The organism is uncultured Agrobacterium sp. (genome assembly GCF_913777885.1).
Lineage (GTDB): Bacteria > Pseudomonadota > Alphaproteobacteria > Rhizobiales > Rhizobiaceae > Agrobacterium.
In genome coordinates, this window is record NZ_CAJYTV010000003.1 from 591467 (window position 1) to 612325 (window position 20859).

The 20859-nt window shown below is 56.9% G+C and carries 21 protein-coding genes and 1 pseudogene; 12 read left to right on the forward strand and 10 right to left on the reverse strand.

Annotation, left to right across the window (positions count from 1 at the left end):
- The first annotated feature begins 441 nt into the window (after positions 1–441).
- Both QZ869_RS03750 and recN read left to right on the forward strand, forming a co-directional pair.
- Positions 442–1308, forward strand: coding sequence for an outer membrane protein assembly factor BamD (locus QZ869_RS03750; protein WP_296014940.1), 867 nt, complete (start codon positions 442–444; stop codon positions 1306–1308).
- 16 nt (positions 1309–1324) lie between these two features.
- Entirely contained in the window at positions 1325–2998 is a 1674-nt protein-coding gene (recN, locus tag QZ869_RS03755) for a DNA repair protein RecN (RefSeq protein WP_296102510.1), read from the forward strand.
- 76 nt (positions 2999–3074) lie between these two features.
- Here the strand turns inward: recN and QZ869_RS03760 are convergent, their stop codons facing one another.
- From QZ869_RS03760 to QZ869_RS03770, 3 genes are all read right to left on the reverse strand, one after another.
- Positions 3075–3842: an EAL domain-containing protein gene (locus QZ869_RS03760; RefSeq protein WP_296102513.1), complete on the reverse strand. Its 768-nt coding sequence runs from the start codon at positions 3840–3842 to the stop codon at positions 3075–3077.
- 105 nt (positions 3843–3947) lie between these two features.
- Positions 3948–4310: a VOC family protein gene (locus tag QZ869_RS03765; protein ID WP_296076238.1), complete on the reverse strand. Its 363-nt coding sequence runs from the start codon at positions 4308–4310 to the stop codon at positions 3948–3950.
- Positions 4311–4327: 17 nt separating this feature from the next.
- On the reverse strand, positions 4328–4942 hold the full coding sequence (locus QZ869_RS03770) for a LysE family translocator (protein ID WP_296102515.1): 615 nt from the start codon (positions 4940–4942) through the stop codon (positions 4328–4330).
- A 222-nt stretch (positions 4943–5164) separates the two neighbouring features.
- Here QZ869_RS03770 and ligA point away from each other — a divergent pair, with 222 nt between their 5' ends.
- Together ligA and QZ869_RS03780 are read left to right on the forward strand one after the other, a co-directional pair.
- Positions 5165–7339, forward strand: a complete 2175-nt coding sequence (ligA, locus tag QZ869_RS03775) for an NAD-dependent DNA ligase LigA (RefSeq protein WP_296102517.1) — start codon at positions 5165–5167, stop codon at positions 7337–7339.
- Positions 7340–7700: 361 nt separating this feature from the next.
- Positions 7701–8912, forward strand: a complete 1212-nt coding sequence (locus QZ869_RS03780; protein WP_296102518.1) for a hypothetical protein — start codon at positions 7701–7703, stop codon at positions 8910–8912.
- Positions 8913–8953: 41 nt separating this feature from the next.
- Here the strand turns inward: QZ869_RS03780 and QZ869_RS03785 are convergent, their stop codons facing one another.
- Positions 8954–9481: a GNAT family N-acetyltransferase gene (locus QZ869_RS03785; protein WP_296102519.1), complete on the reverse strand. Its 528-nt coding sequence runs from the start codon at positions 9479–9481 to the stop codon at positions 8954–8956.
- A 206-nt stretch (positions 9482–9687) separates the two neighbouring features.
- Positions 9688–10589, reverse strand: a pseudogene (locus QZ869_RS03790) (DMT family transporter).
- 148 nt (positions 10590–10737) lie between these two features.
- On the opposite strand from QZ869_RS03790, the gene QZ869_RS03795 reads away from it, so the two are divergent.
- Both QZ869_RS03795 and QZ869_RS03800 read left to right on the forward strand, forming a co-directional pair.
- Complete coding sequence (locus QZ869_RS03795) at positions 10738–11328, forward strand: 3'-5' exonuclease (protein WP_296014022.1); 591 nt, start codon at positions 10738–10740, stop codon at positions 11326–11328.
- A gap of 63 nt (positions 11329–11391) precedes the next feature.
- Positions 11392–11880, forward strand: a complete 489-nt coding sequence (locus QZ869_RS03800) for a CreA family protein (protein WP_296014023.1) — start codon at positions 11392–11394, stop codon at positions 11878–11880.
- A gap of 89 nt (positions 11881–11969) precedes the next feature.
- Here QZ869_RS03800 and QZ869_RS03805 read toward each other — a convergent pair whose 3' ends face one another.
- On the reverse strand, positions 11970–12437 hold the full coding sequence (locus tag QZ869_RS03805) for a chemotaxis protein CheW (protein ID WP_062426540.1): 468 nt from the start codon (positions 12435–12437) through the stop codon (positions 11970–11972).
- A 219-nt stretch (positions 12438–12656) separates the two neighbouring features.
- Here QZ869_RS03805 and QZ869_RS03810 point away from each other — a divergent pair, with 219 nt between their 5' ends.
- From QZ869_RS03810 to QZ869_RS03820, 3 genes are all read left to right on the forward strand, one after another.
- Positions 12657–12815, forward strand: coding sequence for a hypothetical protein (locus QZ869_RS03810; RefSeq protein WP_296014025.1), 159 nt, complete (start codon positions 12657–12659; stop codon positions 12813–12815).
- A 199-nt stretch (positions 12816–13014) separates the two neighbouring features.
- Complete coding sequence (locus tag QZ869_RS03815) at positions 13015–13614, forward strand: SCO family protein (protein WP_296076215.1); 600 nt, start codon at positions 13015–13017, stop codon at positions 13612–13614.
- Positions 13615–13714: 100 nt separating this feature from the next.
- Positions 13715–14599 (forward strand): 50S ribosomal protein L11 methyltransferase, encoded by an 885-nt coding sequence (locus QZ869_RS03820; protein ID WP_296039557.1) that lies wholly within the window; start codon positions 13715–13717, stop codon positions 14597–14599.
- 141 nt (positions 14600–14740) lie between these two features.
- On the opposite strand, the gene QZ869_RS03825 is transcribed toward QZ869_RS03820, so the two are convergent.
- Positions 14741–14914 (reverse strand): hypothetical protein, encoded by a 174-nt coding sequence (locus QZ869_RS03825; RefSeq protein ID WP_296014029.1) that lies wholly within the window; start codon positions 14912–14914, stop codon positions 14741–14743.
- 262 nt (positions 14915–15176) lie between these two features.
- Here QZ869_RS03825 and QZ869_RS03830 point away from each other — a divergent pair, with 262 nt between their 5' ends.
- Positions 15177–17006 (forward strand): aminopeptidase P family protein, encoded by a 1830-nt coding sequence (locus QZ869_RS03830; RefSeq protein ID WP_296102520.1) that lies wholly within the window; start codon positions 15177–15179, stop codon positions 17004–17006.
- 27 nt (positions 17007–17033) lie between these two features.
- On the opposite strand, the gene QZ869_RS03835 is transcribed toward QZ869_RS03830, so the two are convergent.
- Positions 17034–17348: an AzlD family protein gene (locus QZ869_RS03835; RefSeq protein WP_296014032.1), complete on the reverse strand. Its 315-nt coding sequence runs from the start codon at positions 17346–17348 to the stop codon at positions 17034–17036.
- On the reverse strand, positions 17345–18058 hold the full coding sequence (locus tag QZ869_RS03840) for an AzlC family ABC transporter permease (protein ID WP_296102521.1): 714 nt from the start codon (positions 18056–18058) through the stop codon (positions 17345–17347). Before QZ869_RS03840 ends, QZ869_RS03835 begins: the two co-directional genes overlap by 4 nt.
- 187 nt (positions 18059–18245) lie before the next feature.
- Between QZ869_RS03840 and QZ869_RS03845 the strand changes: the two genes are divergently transcribed.
- Positions 18246–18494: a DUF2164 domain-containing protein gene (locus QZ869_RS03845; RefSeq protein WP_296102522.1), complete on the forward strand. Its 249-nt coding sequence runs from the start codon at positions 18246–18248 to the stop codon at positions 18492–18494.
- Positions 18495–18498: 4 nt separating this feature from the next.
- Here the strand turns inward: QZ869_RS03845 and pncA are convergent, their stop codons facing one another.
- Positions 18499–19125, reverse strand: coding sequence for a bifunctional nicotinamidase/pyrazinamidase (gene pncA, locus QZ869_RS03850; protein ID WP_296102523.1), 627 nt, complete (start codon positions 19123–19125; stop codon positions 18499–18501).
- A gap of 405 nt (positions 19126–19530) precedes the next feature.
- On the opposite strand from pncA, the gene QZ869_RS03855 reads away from it, so the two are divergent.
- Complete coding sequence (locus tag QZ869_RS03855; RefSeq protein WP_296102524.1) at positions 19531–20802, forward strand: tlde1 domain-containing protein; 1272 nt, start codon at positions 19531–19533, stop codon at positions 20800–20802.
- Positions 20803–20859: the final 57 nt, after the last annotated feature.

A 20859-nucleotide genomic window follows, 5' to 3' on the forward strand; every position in this document is an offset into this window, starting at 1 on the left:
GGCTGCTCCTCCAGGCAGCCTTTTTTTATTTGCTGCCGACACTTTATTACAGTGTGCCGTTAGCGTTGCAGGTTACGCCACCGGAAGAGCTTGCAAAGCAGACTTCAAGCCATCAGAAAAGTGCTTCGTTCAAGGGGATTAGTAGTGCCGGTGTTTTTCGGTCGCGACGCGTGATTGGCTCTACCGTATGTCGAATACGTCCACCATCGATCACCTGTGCGACGGCGAAAATCTGCTCGAGCAGAACGCTTCCATTTAAAAAGGAAACCCTCTAATAGGAGTTGCACGGGTGGAGATCGGGATTATCGCGTCATGCGCGGTTGCCTGCCATAAAAATGCGTTAATGCGTCATCATTGCGTTGCCCTGCTGGTGCTTTTACGGCTAGAAACGCCTGCAAGAAGCCAAAGCTCTGTGTTGACGCGGGAAGTGGGAACTGTCGAATGAAGCGTGTAGGTTCTGGTGCTATGAATGGAACGATGCGGGTCGGACTCGTGTCGCTGATGCTGCTTGGCGCCGGAACGCTGGTCACTGCCTGCCAGTCCGATCCCGATATCGACATCACCAAACTCGGCGTTGAGAATGATCCGCCGGATGTGCTCTATCGCCAGGCCCTTGCCAATATGAACAAGGGCAACATGACCGAAGCGGGCCGCAAGTTCACAGCGATCGATAAGCAGTATCCTTTCACCGAGTGGGGCCAGAAGGCTCTGGTGATGAACACCTTTATTGCCACCCGCCAGAACAAGAACGAAGCAGCGATCACCTCTGGCCAGCGGTTCCTCAAGCAGTATCCGCGCGCCAAAGACGCCGCCTACGTTCAGTACATGATCGGCCTTGCTTACTCCAAGCAGATTGCCGACGTGACGCAGGACCAACGCGCCGCCCAGCGCACCATCGAGGCGATGAGCAAGGTGGTCAACGATTATCCCGATTCCGAATATGTAGCCGATGCGCAGGCCAAGATCCGCTTTGCGCGTGACCAGCTTGCCGGTCGCGAAATGCAGGTCGGTCGTTATTACCTCGAGCGCAAGGAATATTTGGCCGCGGTGTCGCGCTTCCGCATCGTCGTGGAGCAGTACCAGAACACCAACCAGATCGAAGAGGCGCTGGCGCGTCTTACCGAAGCTTACTACGCCATGGGACTGGTGGATGAAGCCCAGACGGCTGCTGCCGTGCTTGGCAATAACTACCCTGACAGCCAGTGGTATGCCGATTCCTACAAGCTCTTGAAGGGGCAGGGGCTGGAGCCGCGCGAAAATCGCGAATCCTGGATCTCGCGCGCCGGCAAGAAGCTGATCGGAGCCTAAGGCAAGGGCGTCATCCATGCTGGTCCAGCTTTCGATCCGCGACATCGTTCTGATCGAACGGCTCGACCTTGGGTTCGAGGCCGGTCTCTCCGTGCTGACCGGTGAAACCGGCGCTGGTAAATCCATTCTTCTCGACAGCTTGTCGCTTGCTCTTGGCGGCCGCGGCGATGGTGGCCTTGTGCGTCACGGCGAGGAAAAAGGTCAGGTTACGGCCACGTTCGAAGTCGGATTGGATCACCCCGCTCGGCTGCTGTTGCGTGAGAACGGTCTGGACGACGACGGCGATCTGATCTTTCGGCGTGTGCAGTCGGCGGACGGGCGGACCAAGGCCTATGTCAACGATCAGGCCGTATCGGTGCAGATGATGCGCCAGCTCGGACAACATCTCGTTGAAATTCACGGTCAGCATGACGATCGGGCGCTGGTCGATACCAACGCGCATCGTGCGCTTCTTGATGCTTTCGCCGGTCTTGTCGACGAGGTCGTTTCGGTGCAGGGTCTGTACCGTACGTGGAAAGATGCCGAGCGCGGCTTGAAGGTGCATCGCGCCAAGGTCGAGGCGGCGGCGCGTGAGGCCGATTATTTACGGTCATCGGTTGATGAGCTGGAAGCCCTGTCTCCTCGCGATGGTGAGGAGGACGAACTGGCCGAGCGTCGGGCCGTGATGCAGAAGTCCGAACGTATTGCCGGTGATATTGCCGAAGCGAGCGAGTTCCTGAACGGCAACGCATCTCCCGTGCCGATCATCGCCTCGATGATGCGGCGACTTGAGCGCAAGAGCCATGAAGCGCCCGGTCTGCTGGAAGACACGGTGCAGCTGCTGGACGCCGCGCTCGACAATCTGTCCAATGCGCAGATGGAGGTGGAGGCAGCTCTTCGCCGGACCGAATTCGACCCACGCGAGCTGGAGCGGGTTGAAGAGCGTTTGTTTGCGCTTCGTGCGGCGGCTCGCAAATATTCCGTTCCCGTGACCGATCTTCCAGCCCTTGCCGAGCGTATGGTGACGGATCTTGCCGATCTCGATGCGGGCGAAGAAAAGCTTGCGAAACTCGAGGCGCAGCTTGGCGTCGTCAAGGCCGATTTCGACCGGGCGGCATTATCGCTGTCGGAGAAAAGGCGTCATGCTGCGGCGGCGCTCTCCGAAGCCGTCATGGCCGAACTGCCGGCACTAAAGCTGGAGCGGGCGCGCTTCAGCGTAGAGGTGACGAGCGATTCCTCCTCGGCGACGGCTGACGGCATCGACGTTGTGGAATTTCATGTCCAGACCAACCCCGGCACGCGACCCGGTCCGATCATGAAGGTCGCTTCGGGCGGCGAGCTCTCACGCTTCCTGTTGGCGCTCAAAGTTGCCCTTGCCGATCGTGGATCTGCGCCGACGCTGGTGTTCGACGAAATCGATACGGGAGTAGGGGGCGCAGTGGCGGACGCCATCGGTCAGCGTTTGAAACGCTTGTCGAAGACTGTGCAGGTTCTATCCGTCACCCATGCGCCGCAGGTGGCAGCACGCGCTTCCACGCATCTGTTGATCGCCAAGGGACCGGCAGGCGACGGGACCGAGCGCATTGCCACGCGCGTTGCCACCATGCAGCCCGAACATCGCACCGAAGAGATTGCCCGTATGCTTGCCGGTGCTTCTGTGACGGACGAAGCCAGGGCGGCGGCTGCGCGGCTGCTGGCCGCGCAGGATTGAAGCGTTTCCCTTAACAAGAAGATCGAGCTTGCTGGAAACGCTCGGGTTGGTCCTGCCGAGCCGGTTATCTTTGCCGTCAGGCGGCAGGCGCCAGCAGTTCTTTGACCGTGCTTGGCACGACAACCGACTCGAAGGCGGGTTTCGCCAGAAGGTATCCCTGCACCAGAACAACGCCGAGATCGCGAAGGACCGAAAGTTCACCGGCGGTTTCCACACCCTCACAGAGAGGTGTGATATTCAGATCGGCCAGCATATTCAATGTATTGCGAACAATGACGCGTCTGACCGGATCGCGGTCGATCCCGCGGATCATGTCCATGTCGAGCTTGACGATATCGGGCTGGAAATGGGTGAGAAGACCGAGCCCGGAATAGCCGGCACCGAAATCATCGATCGCCGTCATGAACCCGATGTCCCGGTATGTGCGCAAGATATTCAGCACATGCACAGAGTCCAGCTTCTCCGTTTCCGTGAATTCGAAAATGATACGGTTCAGCGGGAAGCCGGTCTTCATAGCGGTTGCGAGCGTCAGGCGGATGCAGGCGCGCGGCTCGTAGACGGCGTTCGGCATGAAGTTGATGGAGAGCTTGGTGGTTTCCGTCGGGTCGAAAAGGCGCGCTGCCAGCTCAATTGCCTTGATGCGACATTGCTGATCGAACCTATATCGGTTGCTGTCATCGACCTGAGACAGGATCGTTCCAGCGCCCTCGCCATTCGGACCACGCACCAGCGCCTCATTGGCAAACACCGAACCGGTGTTGACATCAAATATCGGCTGGAATGCCATCGAGAATGGCAAATCGACCCCCTTGCCCTCGCGGCAACCTTCACAATTTGTCGACATGTCCAACTTTTCTCCATGGTTGTTGCGGAAACCTAGCTGGGTGATGTTAACTATTCGTGTGGAAGGCGCGATATAAACTGTGTTCGAAAGCGTACGGTCGGACGCTTAACTGTCGTCTTGGTGAGACAAAATATTGATCAATCGCCCAAAGGGATCTCTTACGTAGAAACGCGTTACCCCCCAAGGCTCATCGGCAGGCCCATATTCTAGCGCCAGGCCTGCGGCTGTTACCCGTAGAAGTACCTCCTGAAGGTTGTCCACTTCAATCGAGAGATCCGGGACGGGCGTGCCTGATCCGCCTTGGGTTGCGATGCTGATCTGCGGCCTGGCTTCTATTGCCGGTGCGGCGAAGGTCGCGATCCACCCGTGGTCCATTATGAGGTCGAGGCCGAGGATATCGCGATAAAACGCCTGTGCGGTTTTGACATCCGGCGCGGCAATATTGGCGACAATCCTTTTGACGACCATGGTCGCTTCACTCCTTGTCAGCGGCTGGCGGCGACAGCCACGCCTGAGCCGATCATGACGCTGCCTGCAACGCGATTGACACGCTTCACGATGCGTTCGGATCGTAGAAGCTTCCGTGCCCGGACCGCAAGCATCACGTGTCCGCCGATCACCAAGACCTCCACGCCCAGGATGACGGCGGCAAGTACTGCCAAATGATCCACGTTCAGCGACGTGCCGACGATATTGGGCAGGAGGGCCACATAGAACAGCGGCATTTTTGGATTGCCTAGATTGAGTACGAAGCCAGTGAGGAGGATGGAAAGAAGCCCTTGTCTTCCACCCGCTGGCTGAAGCTCCGGCACGACGGCCGGTGCCGTCCACATCTTCACGCCCATCCAGATCAGATAGGCCGCGCCACCATAGCGCAGAACAGTCATGACGACGCCCATCTCCTGCGCGACCAGCGACAGGCCGAAGGCGGCGAGTGTGAGAAAGATCAGGATACCAGCGACGGTGCCTATCCCGTAAGCAATCCCTGATAGCGCGCCATGGGTGATGGTTCGGGCGACGATCGTCATGTTGTCGGGGCCGGGACTGGCTGCAAAGACGAAGAACGCAGCGGCGAAGGCAAGAACAGTCGTCATGTCCATTGGTCAGCTCCGGAACAGATTTATCATCCGGATGTTCAGAGTAGCCGATTCCGGGCCGATGAAAAGGGGCCGGTTTGTCCGCCTCGATAGCCGAACAAGCGCTATCTTTCAGATTCGCGTCTATTCAGATATTCGTTGTGGCATGGCGTTATCGCAAAACCGTTTCACACTTTCGCACGACATGCTCTAAAAGCACTGGCAGATTTCCCCAATGAGGCCGCCATGTCGAACTACCAGACACCTGTCGAAAACCTGACCGAGCTTGAAGCGTCTTCAGAGCTCGCTTTTCTCGCAGCAGAACTGGCGCGGCACGATGCGCTCTATCACGGCAAGGATCAGCCGGAGATTTCAGACGCAGAATATGACGCGCTGAAACGGCGCAACGACGCGATTGAGGCGGCATTTCCTGCATTGGTGCGGGCCGATAGTCCGTCAAAGAAGGTGGGCTTTACGCCCCTGCCAACCTTTGCGCCCATCGTTCACGCGCGCCCGATGCTTTCGCTCGACAATACCTTTTCCGAGGAAGATGTTACGGATTTCGTGGCTTCGGTTTACCGTTTCCTCGGCCGTCTGCCGGATGATTCCATCGCTTTCACGGCCGAGCCTAAAATCGACGGACTTTCCATGTCCATTCGCTATGAGCGTGGAAGACTGACGACGGCGGCCACTCGCGGTGACGGAACGACGGGCGAAAACGTTACTGCCAATATCAGGACGATCAAAGAAGTTCCTAACGAGTTGCCCGCTGGGGCGCCGGACGTCGTAGAGGTGCGCGGTGAGGTCTACATGGCCAAAAGCGACTTCCTGGCTCTGAACGCGCAGATGGAGGCCGAGGGCAAGCAGACCTATGTCAATCCGCGCAACACCGCGTCCGGTTCGCTACGCCAGCTCGATCCGACTGTGACGGCCCGGCGCAAGCTGAGATTTTTCGCTTATGCGTTGGGTGAGGTTTCGAATGGTGGCCAGCCGACCCGTATTGCCGACACACAGCACGGCATCGTTGAGACGTTTCGCAAGTGGGGCTTTCCCGTCAACCCCTTGATGAAGAGATTCACCTCTGCCGCGCAACTGCTTGAGCATTATCATGAAATCGGCATTGCCAGACCGGATCTCGATTATGACATCGATGGCGTGGTCTACAAGGTCGATGAGCTCGATCTGCAAGAGCGCCTCGGGTTTCGCTCCCGGAGCCCTCGCTGGGCGACAGCGCATAAGTTTCCCGCTGAGCAGGCTTTCACAACGGTGGAGGCGATCGACATTCAGGTGGGACGCACAGGTGCGCTGACGCCAGTGGCGCGGCTGACGCCGATCACCGTCGGCGGCGTGGTGGTGACGAATGCGACATTGCACAATGCTGATTACATCGATGGCATCGGCAATAACGGTGAGCGCATCCGCCCACAGGAGCACGATATCCGCATTGGCGACACCGTCATCGTTCAGCGGGCAGGCGATGTCATTCCGCAGGTCCTCGATGTCGTGCTGGAACGTCGCCCCGACGGTCTGAAGCCCTATGAGTTTCCGAAGAAGTGCCCGGTTTGTGGCAGCCACGCGGTGCGTGAGCGCAATGAAAAGACTGGCAAGCTCGATTCGGTGACGCGTTGCACGGGCGGTTTCGTCTGCCGGGCGCAGGCAGTGGAGCATCTGAAGCATTTTGTCTCGCGAAATGCCTTCGATATCGAGGGGCTTGGCACCAAGCAGATCGAGTTTTTCTTCGAGAGTGACGATCCGGCGCTGTCGATCAAGACTGCTGCGGATATCTTTACGCTGAAGGAGCGGCAGGACAAAAGCGCACTGACCAAGCTTGAGAATATCGATGGCTTTGGCAAGGTCAGCGTGAAGAAGCTTTTCGATGCCATTGATGCCAGGCGCGAGATCGATCTGCACCGGTTGATCTTTGCCTTGGGCATTCGCCATGTCGGGGAAACCACCGCAAAGCTTTTGGCCCGAAATTACGGTACTTACGCACATTTCGAAGAATCAATGAAGGATGCTGCGGATATCTCCGGTGATGCATGGAGCGAGCTCAACACGATCGATGGTATCGGCGAGGTCGTGGCACGCGCCATTGTGGAGTTCTACAAGGAGCCGCGCAATCTCGATGTCATCGACCGGCTGATAAAGGAACTGCGCCCGAAGGAGGCGGAGAAACCCACGACGGAGGGAAGCCCGGTGGCTGGCAAGACGATAGTCTTTACCGGGTCGCTGGAGAAATTCACCCGCGATGAGGCCAAGGCGCGGGCCGAAAGCCTCGGCGCCAAGGTGGCGGGATCGGTGTCGAAGAAGACCGATATCGTCGTGGCAGGTCCCGGTGCAGGATCGAAGTTGGATAAGGCACGCGAGCTTGGTGTGCAGACCATGGATGAGGATGAATGGCTGGCTTTGATCGGGGGGTGACTGCAGGGTCGTTTCGCATGTCCCGCTACAATCACTGATTAGCAGCCTACTAAGGCGAGCGGAGTGCGGACGAGACGAGAGGCTGAGCGAATGGTCGCGCGGGATTATTCGCGAATCGATGAAAGATCATCTCCAAGATGGCAAGGGCTGATGAAGAAGGTATGCCGAACAGACACTCTTGATGCTTTTGCTCTACACCCTTAAATTTCGGTTGCTGAGTTAAGCATCAATTCCAAATTGTGCAACCCATCTGTATGTGTCACAGATCTCAGGGGCTACAGCATCGGGCCGATGCGTGGATTAAAGAAGATAGGGCGTCCTTTGTGCGTTTCATAAGAAGCACGGCGTTCTAGGGGCGCAAATGGACATATTTTCTTATAGACTTCTGACCTTGAATGAACTGCAGGACGTGCTTTTTTCCTGGGCGATTCTGTTCGGGTCTGCTGCTTTAAGCGCAACGGTCTTCAAATTCGACTTCAAGCTCAGGCGCCCGCTTTACGCCTTCATCGTTGGCATCGCTGTGCTCGTTTTGGGGATACGATCTGCCTCCATTGTCGCAGTATTTGACGCAATCAAGGGCGGATATCTGACGCAACTGACGCTCGCGCTTTATGGGGTATTGGTTCCGATCGGCATTTTAATGGGGATTTTTTCCGCAGCGCGAAGCAGGGACGCTTATGGCTCCTCCGACAAGTGGGCATATGGACTTATCCCCATCCTCAACTTGGTCATGCTGTTCGCGCCCTCGCAGGAAAACGCTGACAAAACGGGCTTCTTCAGAAGGGCCGGGAAGATCGCAGTCGTCAGCGTCGCCGTAATGCTGATGCTGTCAGGTCATGTGGTGCGGTTGCTAGCCGAAAAGCAGGCTGAAATATCCCAGACGGATATCGATCCCGAATTGCAGAAGAAGATTGTCTTTTATGAGCTTCGTAGCGGCAACATGGCTTCTTATGCTACGCTCATCACGCAGGAGTTGTCCAACTCAAAGGATTATAGTGCTGTCTTCACGAGCAAACATGTGGATGTTGATGAGTTGACAGTCAATTATACTTTTGAAGTCGCGGATAAGGATTATCGGTTCTCGGAAATATGGCGCGATTCCCTGATCAATGATTTATGCGAGGGAAAATCGGGAATCTTGATAGATGCTGGCGCGACGATCAATCAAAAGTATCTTTCCAATGACGGAACGGTATTGGCTGAGCTGAGCCTTGACGCAGCCTCTTGCGATCAGTGGGCGTCGAAGCTGGATAGTAATATGAAGCAGGTCGCCAGATCCATTGATGGAGTAAAGGAAATCAATGGATTGAATTTGAGAGTTCGTGCCGAATATTATGATAAAACATTGAGTATTCGTTATATCGCCAATCAGGTTCCTGAGGAAGGCTGGGAAAATCGTATTTCAGAGAGCTTGTGTAACAACAATGATCTGAGGATCATAATGGGTTTTAATATCAACATTCATACATTTTTTTTCTATGGGGCCAGGCGCGTCGGCGACTTTTCGGTCAACTCTCAGATTTGCGATACGCGATCACAGAAGAGTGTAAGTTCTCAAGGTAAGATATTGTAAGTCGCAATCTCCAGCCAATGCTGGAGATTGCTCCAATTGAACTACCGCAGCCGCGCCATCAAGTAACAATCGGCATATGCGCCGGCTCGGAAGGCGTATTGGCGCATCGTGCCTTCTTTCTCGAAGCCGAACTTTTCATACAGCCGGATAGCGGGCGCGTTGTCGGTGAAGACGTTGAGCTCGATCCGTTTCAAGTCATGCCAGTTATCGGCAGCGTCCAGCAAAGTCTTGATGAAGAGCGTTCCGAGCCCCTTGCCCGTGAAGTCATCATGGATGCCGAGCCCGAGCGATGCCGCGTGTCTTCGACGGCCACGTTGGGCGTGCAGGCCAGCGTTTCCGAGTAGCATTCCATGCCATTCTGCGACGATAACGATATCGGCGTGCGTCAGCGATTCGATATATTGGCGGGTGTGAGCGACGCTCTGGAAGGGCTGGCGCAGCGTGCCGTGGCGCACGCCCGGCATGTTCAGCACCTGTGCCAACGCTTCGGCATCGTCAGGGCGTATGCCGCGGATGGTGACGTCGTCGAATGAAAAATCGGCGGGAGATGGTTCCTGGGACGGCGACATGCTGTTTCCTTTTGGTTGGAAGAGCAGGTGCATCCTCTTGCCCTGCTGCTTCGGCAGGGCTCTGGTGTAAAGATCGCGCGACCTATCGCGCCAATGCTCGACACAGGGCTCCACCGTCCACCGGCGCGCCGGTGGTACCCGTGGAAAGCATCACTGTGTTGGTCTTTGCGATCATGACGGAAGGATGAGGTCACAGGCCAGCCCTGTCAAGACGCCTTCAGAGACTTGCGCCGCAACAGCCGTCCATCGATGGCAACGAGGCCAGCGGCAATCATCGCCATGCCGATGAAATGCTTCGCTGCAAGCTGTTCTCCGAGCGCCAGCGATCCGAGCAGGATGGCGCTGACAGGAATGAGGAAGGTGACGAGCGCAAGATTGGTCGCCCCTGCTGAGGAGAGAATGCGGAAGAAGATCAGATAGGCAAGTGCGGTAGAGAGGAGCGCGATGCCAAACAGCGCCGCCCATGTCTCGCCACTCGGAATGGCGAGCGTCCATGGCCGGTCGATGACCATGGCAAGCGGAAGAAGCAACAGGCTCGAGGCGGAAATCTGGCCGGTGGCCGTGACCAGTGGGCGACGCCTATGATCTTGAAACGCCGTCCGAAAACGCTAGCGAAGGAATAGGATACCGCGGCTCCCAGAATGGCAAGTTGACCCAATAAGCTCGATCTCTCACCGCTGAGTGCAGCGGGGCCGATCAAGGTTGCGACGCCTGCAAAGCCGATGATGACGCCTGCCAGCTTGTTGGCGCTGAGTTTTTCATCTGTGGTCAGCATATGGGCCACAAGCACGGTAAAGAGCGGTGTCGTGGCATTGAGGATGGAGGCGACGCCGCTTGCAATATGCGTCTGGCCCCAGACGATCAGCGAAAAGGGTATGATGTTGTTCAGCAGCCCCATCACGAGGAAGGCGCGGAGAACCTCCGGCTTTCGCGGCAGGCTGTAGCCGAGCACCCGACACACCGTGAGCAGCGCGAGCGCCGCAATAAACACCCGCAGCGTGACGATGGTGATCGGCGGCAGTTCTCTGACCGCTATGCCCACAAAGGAGAAGGAGCCGCCCCAAAGGATGGACAGGGTGACGAGCATTGCCCATTCCGTCGAATTCATGCGGCTATGTACGCTCACCTCGATCATCCCCGTCGCGGTATTGGGGCTTTAAGCTGGGGCGGCTGTGGTTCCCACTCGTTTCTTGCCCGGTGGTTCATTTTCGGGCCATTTTGTTCTATGCCGTTTGCGATATACGGGGAATCACCTCTTGAAAACAATCGCAATCGATTTCGAAACCGCCAATGAAGAGCGTGGTAGCGCTTGCTCGGTTGGGCTCGCCTGGATCGAGGACGGCGCAATCACGCGGGTAGAAGAACGGCTGATCCGGCCGAAAGACATGCGCTTTTCGCCCTTCAATATTGCCGTCCACGGCATTCGTCCAGCAGATGTGGAGGATGCTCCGGAGTTTCCCGAGGTGATGGAAGAGTTTGTCGACGAGTTTCGCGATGCGACGATGATCGCGCATAATGCGGCTTTCGATTTCAGCGTCATGCGCGCCAGCTTCGACAAATATCGGCAGAGTTATCCGTCGCTTTCTTATTTCTGTAGCGTGAAGATGGCGCAGCGCGTCTGGCCGTCGCTACCGTCACACAAGCTCAACATTATCGCGCATCATCTGCAGCTTCGGTTCGTCCACCATAATGCGGCAGAAGACGCCGTTGTCTGCGCCTCTGCGGCTCTTGCGGCGGCGAAGTCCCTCGCAGTTCAGCATGTGCGCGACATTCCAGCAAAGATCGGCATGGTTGCAGGGCGTTTGCACGCTTTGGGCTACGAGCCCTGCACCATGAGAAAACGATAATCCAACGGCTTGTCACCGTCGCGCGCCACCCTATCTGTTGTTGCAGACATGGAGGTAAAGGCGATGGTTTCAAAGAAGTTTCGGGCAATTCTGGTGGCGGGGCTTGTGCTTGCTCCGCTCGGCGCACTGGCGCAGGTGGTGGGCAAGGTCGGCGTGGACTGGACCGGCAACGATATCGTTGTGGAGGCCATTGCCGATCCCAAGGTAAAGGGTGTTACTTGCCACATTACCTATTTCGACCGCGGCGTGATCGACCGGCTAAAAAACGGCAACTGGTTCGAAGACCCTTCCAATAACGCCATTTCGTGCAGCCAGACCGGGCCGGTCGAAGTTGACGATATCGATCTTTCCAAGGGTGGGGAGGAAGTTTTCCGTCAGGGCATGTCGCTCGTGTGGAAGAAAATGGTCGTCAACCGGATTTACGATAAGGCCAATGACGCCCTGATCTATCTGGTCCACACCCGCGAGCTTACCGATGGCTCGGCTAAGATGGCGATCTCGACCGTGCCACTCTATGGGCAGACGGTCACATGGAAGAACGGTAAGCCTTAAGACTTGGGACGTGCGCGGACTGTTCGCACTCAACGAAAAACGGCGGACCCGAAGGCCCGCCGTTTTATGAAATTCGTCAAGACCGGTCGTTAGGCAGCTTCGCGCGACAGTTCGTCGGCGATGACCGTGTCGAGGTTGAGGAAGCAGACCATACTCTTTTCCAGCGCCACGATGCCGCGGCAGAAATTGCGCTGCTCTTCAGGAATGATTTCCGGGGCAGGCTGGAGGTCTTCCGAGCGGATGGTCATCATATCGGATACCTGTTCGACCAGAAGGCCGACCAGTTTGCCGCCAATATCGGTGACGATAATTGCGGAGCGTTCGGACGGTTCGGTCATCTTCATGCCAAGGCGGCAAGCCATGTCGATAACCGGGATAACTGCGCCACGAAGGTTTATGAGGCCGAGAACGTAAGGCGGGGTGTGGGGCATCGGCGTGACTGGCGCCCAACCGCGAATTTCGCGGATCGCCATGATGTCGATGCAGAATTCCTGATCGCCGAGATGGAAGGAAACGATTTCGAGGTATGCGCCGGATTGTTTGATGGCGTTCGACATGGTCGTTGCTTGTCCTGGCGGCTCTCTGGCGGGCCGCTTGTTTGGGAAGATGAATGCGGTGTCCAGTTGAACCCGGTGACATCATGTCGTGCGCTTACGCGGACCGCTGGCGAACATGATGGCAAGAATCGTTTAAACTTTCACTAACGAATACATTCAAACCTCTTGTTACCGAGCTTTGCACTTTGCCTGGCAAGGATATTGCAGTATTGTTTGGCGATGAGCGGATTATCGTCCAACACCGGAAAGTTGCTTCTTGGCGCTGCTGCAACAGCAGCATTTCTTTATGTGTCAGTGGCAACCTTCGACGGCTGGCTGCGGCACGGCACGGACATCTTCATCGCTTCGGTACAAAACGGCATTGCCTGGTGTTTTTGACGGGCCTCTACGCTCATTTCCTTTCTTTCATGGTACTGGGACAAAACAGCGCGGTTTGACTTTCAAGCCGATGTTGATTTGCGCAATGTCGAAGGCTTGGTTATCAAGCGGTTTAGGGCGCTTGGCGCCAATCGAGAGCGGTTCGCGATCATCCGCACCATACTCTCGGACATTGCGTGTGGCATGGTGAGGAAAAAGCATGAAATCGATCCGTCTTGCGCTCTGGGGTGCCGTGGTCGTTCTTTTGGGCGTCATGGGCTGGTTGACTGTTGAATTGACCAAGAGTCGCGAACAGATGGTGGAGGAAGCCTATGGCGTTCCGTTCCAGCTGGTCGCTCAGAACGGCCAGCCGATTACCGAAAAGGCTTTTCAGGGCAAGCCGACAGCGTTGTTTTTTGGTTTTACGCATTGCCCCGAGGTTTGCCCGACAACGCTGTTCGAGTTGAATGGCTGGATGGAAAAGGTGGACCCGACAGGCGACAAGCTGCAAGCCTATTTCGTCTCCGTAGATCCCGAGCGGGACACGCCCGAGGTGATGAACCAATATATTTCCAATGTCTCAAAGCGCATTACCGGTATTACCGGGGCTCCGGACAAGATTGCTGAAACGCTGAAAGGCTATCGCATCTACGCCAAGAAGGTGCCGGTCGATGAGAAGGAGCCGAATGGCGATTATACGATGGATCATACCGCCTCAGTGATCCTGCTTCGGCCCGATGGCTCGTTTGCCGGGACGATTGCCTACGGCGAAAATCCGGATATCGCCGTCCAGAAGCTGCAAAATCTCGTCAAATCCTAAGCGGGCCGCGCAAGAAACTCGCTTCGCTCCATTGGATTGGTGTGTGTTTTGTGGCAAAGGCTGACGCGTCAACCAGCCAGGTTTTGAGAAAGCGTCAGCCGTGAGCGAAATCCGTCTCTATGTCACCACAACCGAAGTTCAGGCAGGCGATGTGCTCGACGTGATGTCTGAGGTTTTCGGCGAGGAAGATATTGCGATTGCGACCACCGAAGTGGATGAGAAGCGCGATATCTGGGAAGCGTCGATCTATATGCTGCGCGAGCAGGAAGAAGAGATCGCGGAGCGCTTTGCGTCCTTGCTACAGGCGTCCTTTCCGCACCTCGTCATCGAGCGCGAAGTCATTCCCGATGTCGACTGGATCGCCAAATCGCTAGAAGGGCTGAAGCCGGTGAGAGCAGGGCGCTTCCTCGTTCACGGGTCGCATGATCGCGACAAGGTTCGACCAAACGATTTGGCCATCGAGATCGAGGCGGGGCAGGCGTTCGGGACCGGACACCACGGCACCACGGCAGGTTGCCTAGAAATGATCGAGGATGTGCTACGCGCCCGTACCATCCGCAATGCGCTCGATCTGGGAACGGGAAGCGGAGTGCTGGCAATCGCTGCCGCGAAAATGCGTAAAGTTCCTGTGCTGGCCACGGACATCGATCCGATCGCGATCCGGGTCGCGAAGGAAAATGCGCGGCTGAACGGCATCGTCTCCGGAATATCTTTCGAGACCGCGCCCGGGTTCCATTCGGACTCCTTTCGCCGGCATGGGCCGTTCGATCTGATTATCGCCAATATCTTGGCGCGTCCTTTGATCAAGATGGCACCGCAGCTCGTTGCGCATCTGGCGCCCGGCGGCACGGTCATCCTGTCCGGTATCTTGAGCACCCAGCGCTGGAAGGTCCTGTCTGCTTATAATGGCATGAAGCTCAGCCATATACGCACGATCTGGCGCAATGGCTGGGTCACGATCCATCTTCGCCGGGATGCCTTCTGAGACACTGAAAAAGGCGACGCTCGCGCGCCGCCTTTTCAATCGGTCCTTCTGACCGAATCCGCGAACCTTGGGAGGAGAGGCTCAAGCGGATAAACGTATTCTTTTCAAATCGGGCTTGGGAGGAGAAGACCCGATTGATGATCAAAATACGTAAGTGGATTTTGCCTTACGACGAAGCTCTTCACGTGTGGTGCCGAAAGCGGCGATCGTGGTCGCGTCGAGATTGAGCATTGCGCTGCTGACATGGCGATCGGCCTGACGCTGGCGGGCCTCAACGACGCGCTCGAATGCTGTGCGAAAGATCGACTTCGACATTGTAGACATCCTTGTTCACGGGCGTTTTGTCGCCCTTTCGATGCTTTGGACCTTAAGCCATACCGGCGTTGCAGGCCATAGACGCTTCGGCATCCTTGCTATGCAATTTTTGCAACGCTCATCCATCTCGGCGTCGAAAATCTTGCTAGTTGCCTACAGTTTGTGCGGATCGGCTGCATTCAAAAGCGCCTGTGCTTAGGTCTGGACGTTCAAGACGCTGCCGGGATATGCTCGGCCACACTGACGATTTAGAAAGCATTCCATGTTTCAGTCCTTCGACAACAAATCCGCTCCACAATTCGGCAAAGCTCGCGTGGAGGCGCTACGCGCGACATTCGATACGCTCGGAATTGATGGTTTTCTTATTCCCCGTGCTGACGAGTATCAGGGTGAATATGTTCCCGAATGCGCCGAGCGGATGGCGTGGCTCAGCGGCTTTACCGGATCTGCCGGCGTGGTGCTGGTGACGCGATCCGAGGCTATCGTATTCGTCGATGGTCGTTACACGACGCAGCTTGTGGCGCAGGTCGATCCATCGGTCTTCACGGGCGGCGACCTTGTTGGTGCGCCTCCCGCACGATGGCTTGCCGACAATGCGTCCGCGGGATTTCGCCTAGGCATCGATCCGTGGCTTCACACGAGCGCCGAGTTGTCGCGTCTTGAAAAAGCGCTGGAGGAGAAGGGGGGCTCGGTGGTCCTGCTTGCTGCCAATCCGCTCGATCCATTGTGGGAAGGGCGTCCAGCGGAGCCTCTCGAGCCGGTGACGATTCAGCCGGATGCTTTTACCGGTACCCCCGCGCGCGACAAGATCGGGGCGGTTGCGGCTGAGGCTAAAGGCCGGAAGGCAGATGCAGTTCTGGTCACCGATCCGTCTTCGATTGCCTGGATATTCAATATTCGCGGCAACGACGTTCCGCACACGCCGCATCCGCTTGCCCGCGCCATTATCCATGCGGACGGCAAGGCTGATCTGTTCCTGGATGAGCGAAAAACGAATGACGAGGTCAAAGACTATCTTCGCGACCTCGGTGAACTTCAGACGCCGGGAGAGATCAAGCCGATGCTTCGCAGCCTTGCGGAGAAAGGCGCGACGATCTTGGTTGACGCTGATGTGGTGCCGGTGGCGCTGACGCGGATCATCAAGGATACGGGAGGCTCGGTCGTAGAGGCCACGGATCCGGTGAAGCTGCCACGGGCCTGCAAGAACGAGGCAGAGCTTGCCGGTTCCACCGCTGCCCATATTCAGGACGGTGCGGCTATGGTCGAGTATCTGGCCTGGCTCGATGCCCAGCAGCCCGGCACTGTGACGGAAATCCAAGCGGTGAAGATGCTGGAGCAGACACGTGCCAAGCTTGGGCAGGCGATGCAGAACCCGCTCAAAGATATTTCCTTCGATACGATTTCCGGTTCCGGCCCGAATGCCGCAATCATTCATTACCGCGTGACCACCGACACGGATCGCACTCTGCAGAATGGCGAGATGTTCCTGGTCGATTCCGGCGCGCAATATATAAACGGCACGACGGATATCACCCGCACTGTCGCCATCGGCTCTGTGCCTGAGGAGCAGAAGCGCTTCTTTACCCTGGTGTTGAAGGGCGTTATTGCCATCAGTGACGCGAAGTTTCCGAAAGGCACGCGCGGTTGCGATCTCGATCCGCTGGCGCGCATTGCATTGTGGAAGGCAGGCGCCGATTACGGCCACGGCACGGGCCATGGCGTCGGCTCCTACCTGTCGGTGCATGAGGGTCCGCAGCGCATCTCGCGCGTATCTCAGCAGGAACTGCTGCCCGGTATGATCCTCTCCAACGAGCCCGGCTACTACAGACCTGGTGCCTTCGGCATTCGTATCGAAAACCTGATCTATGTGCGGGAGGCGCAATCGATCGAAGGTGGCGACCAGCCCATGCTTTCCTTCGAAACGCTGACGTGGTGTCCGATCGACCGCAGGCTAATCGTTGTTTCTTTGCTGACGGAGGACGAGCGCAATTGGCTGAACGACTATCACGCCAAGACGCGGGAAAAGCTGCTGCCGTTGATCAGCGATGAGAGCGTCAAGCAGTGGCTGACGGCTGCGACCGAGGCTTTGTAACGTCACGCTTTTGGCGGCATTTTTAGCTCACGCGAGCTGAAAATGCCGCAACGCCACGACCAATGCCCAGCCAGCAAACAGCATGATCAGTCCGGGAAAGCGTAAACCGACGATCAGGGCCACGATCATGCCGAGTTTCACGTCATAGCCGCCCTCGAAGAAGGCCGGCGCCACAAGCGTGGTCAGAACCGCGACAGGCACGGCGTTTAGTCCGGCCTCCACGCGGGGTGGGATGGATTTCAGCCGCGTCATCAACACGTAGCCGCCAACGCGGGTGAGATAGGTCGCGACAGCGCCGGCAAAGATGATGATCAGCGTCTGAAGATGGAAAAACTCGCTCATGACGTTTGCACCTCACTGTCCGCATTTTTGGTTTTGGCAGGCGGCAGAATAACGGCGATGATGATGCCGGTCATCGCGCCGATGCTCACATGCCATGGCGAGCCGACGAAGTGGAAGGACGCGATCGCGCCGACCGCACTTGCCAGCATGACGGGGTAGAAGCTGTCGCGCTTACGGAAACCGAGAACCATGCCCATGAAATAGATGGGTAGCAGCACATCGAAGCCGAGCGCCTTCGGATCGCCGACAAGATTGCCAAGCGATGCACCGACGACCGTCGAGATCATCCACAGCACATAGACCACTAAGGCGTAGCCCATATAGAGGGCATAACGCACTTGCCCGTGTATTTCCTTCTGCCGGACGGATTCGGCAAATTGCGGGTCGACGAGAAAGAAAAAGCCTATCGCCTTGCGGGCGAAGGACCACTCCGGAACGATGCGAACCATGGCGGCCGAATAGAGTACGTGCCGAAAATTGACGGCGAAGATCGACAGGACCACGAGCCAAGCGGGCAAGTTTTGATTGAAAAGCTCGATGCCGACGAGTTGGCTGGCGCCTGCGTAGATGATGCCGCTCATCAGCGTTGCTTCATAAATGGTTAGGCCATTGTCGATCGCGACGGCGCCAAACAGCGCGCCGAAGGGCAAGACGGCAAGAGCGACGGGAAGGCCAAGGCGGATGCCTGACCTGAAAGGTGACTGGGTCATGGGGAGCCGGTCCTGCACCGGAGAACATTGAATAGCTGTTGACCTACAGCCTTGGCGACACCAGCACAAACAAAAATACGGAATGGCTCGATTGATTTATTTGAAGCTGAAATTAAGCTGACTTGGCTTGGAGCGCGGTCCCGTCTTTTTAGACGCACAAAGCCCAATGCTGTAGGAGATCATCATTGTGGAACTCAAAGTCGATAAACAGCAGAAAGCAGCAATGACCAAGCTCGTTCGGGACTATCTGGTCAGCGAACTCGACGTGGATATCAGCGGGTTGCAAAGCGAAATGCTGGTGGACCACCTTGCGCAGGTAATCGGCCCTCAGTTCTACAATCAGGGTTTAAGGGACGCGCAAGCTGTGATCTTGCGCCGCATGGACGATGCCGCCTCTGACATCGATGTGCTGGAGCAGCCCTTGCATGGCCGCTGACGGCTCAGGCCATCAGAATATCGGTGCTATTGACGACCGCTACACCCTTGGCACGCATGGCTGCAATGGCGGCCTTGATGCCCTCCGGATCGATGCCTCGGCTCGCGTCCTCAATGAAGCGCACCTTAACACCCGGAAGCATGTCGCGCGCATCTAGCGCCGAGAAACTGACGCAGTAATCGGTTGCAAGGCCGCAAATATCGAGAACGGTCACACCCTGGCGGCCAAGATAGTCCGCAAGGCCGGTGGTTGCCCACTTATCGTTATCGCGAAAGGCGGAATAGCTGTCGACGGCAGGGTTCTCGCCCTTTTGCTGGATGAAATCGAAGGCCTGAATATTGAGATCGGGATGAAACTCCGCATCGGTGGTTCCCTGCACGCAATGGTCTGGCCACATGACTTGCGCTTTGCCTGACAGCTCACCCATCTCGAAGGGCTGCGTTCCCGGATGCTGAGATGCAAAGCTGCCGTGGTTGGCCGGATGCCAATCCTGGGAGGCGACGATCAGGTCGTAGCCGCCATTCTCGATCAGAGCATTGGCGATAGGTACGACTTTGTCTCCATCGACAACGGGAAGATTTCCACCCGGGCAAAAACCGTTCTGGATGTCGATCAGTAATAGCGCTTTCATGTGTCTTCCCTGAACGTGTCGGAGCAGGTCGAGCTTAAAGGCTTTCAAGTAAAATGAAAGCCGGTGCCGCCGCTATCGCCCCATTTTCGGCTAAGTCAAAAGATACTGGCTTCTCTAGAAGAGGGGATCCAGACAAAGCCGGTTTGTGCGGCGCTGACAGCCTTGCTCTTTGGTTTCGACGTCCGAAAAAACCGGCGCGAACATCGAATCTTACCTGCATGACCACAGCTCACGCTTCAGGGACAGCGTTTTCAGGGGACTCGTAAAGACTTTGGTTACCATAATTCGGCATGCTTCGGACCTGTTCACTTCGAAGTTGGTGCGATTCGCTCCTTGCATTCGAAGCCAACACCAAGTCGCTGGCCATAGGCCGGTTTTGCGTAAACGGTTCGAGTAACGAGTATCATGGCGTCATCAGTCGTGACCTATCAGGGTCGCCCCGTGCGCGGCGCGTCCCCAGCCAAAAAACGTGCCGCTCTTTCCAGCGGTGGCTTCTCTGCCCTTATGGGCGGCGGAGTTCTTGCCAGCGTCTGCGCAATCGCGGCTTTTGCCTCCCTGCACGGGATGGCGCAGGCCTCGCATGGTGCGCGCGGTTTTGAGAAAACGCTGGTTGCGCGTCTGGATCGTCCCTCAAGCGATCCGTCCGATGCCGCTCAGCCGACTATCCACGTTCACAAATTTTCCAGGCTTTCGGCCAGCGCTGAAAGTCACCAGAAAATGACTCGCCTTGCAGCGGAGCATCACCTCACCGCCAAGCTTTTTGCCGCGCGTTTCGGTGCCGCCGCCATCGATGCTCAAGGGCAAGCGACAGTGAAGGAGCTTGCGGCGCTTCGCCCTTCGGCTATCGTCGATTCGGCGCTTGGACGCGGCCCTGAAACCGCCATGCTGGAAACGCCGACAGAGAAGGAACATCCGGCATTCGCTGCGGCGCTTGGACGTCCGCAACCAGCGGCGGAAGACGAAATCGACCTTCTGCCAGAGACGGTTCCACTGCCAAGTTTCCGCCCCGAGATTGCCAAGGCAATCGAAGTAGAGCCGATGCCGCGACCTGACCTTCCACCGGTCGCCGAAAAGACAGTCGCTACGCCTGCCACCATCCCAACACCCGTCAGACCGCCGGTGCAGCAGCCTGCAACGTCCACGATGGTGGCCTTTGCCAAGCCAGACAATCCGATGCGCGAAACGAAAATGGACGCTGTTCCGTGGCCGGACCGTGGCAATGGAACGGCTATATATGATATCTCCGCAGGTGTTGTGCATCTCCCCAGCGGCGAGAAGCTTGAGGCCCATTCGGGCATCGGCAAGATGCGCGACAATCCCGATTTCGTTCACGTGAAGATGCGCGGCGCGACACCGCCTTCCAGTTACCGTCTGACGATGCGTGAATCGCTTTTCCATGGTGTCGAGGCGATTCGCCTTACACCGGAAAACGGCGTGAACCCACATGGCCGCAACGGTCTTCTGGCGCATACCTACATGCTGGCGAAGCGTGGTGAATCGAATGGCTGCGTCGTCTTCAAGGAATATCCGAAATTTCTCGCGGCTTTCAAACGCGGAGAAGTCAAGCGCCTGATCGTCGTGCCGAAGTTGAATGGACGTCCATCTGCCATGGCTGCCAGCAGCGGTGGAAAGAGCGGTGGCAAAACCTTGTTCGGTAGCCTGTTCGGCAAGAGCTAAAACCGATCGCGGATTTTAGGGCTCCGCGCCTCACGCTTCAAAGCAGGTCCGATGAAC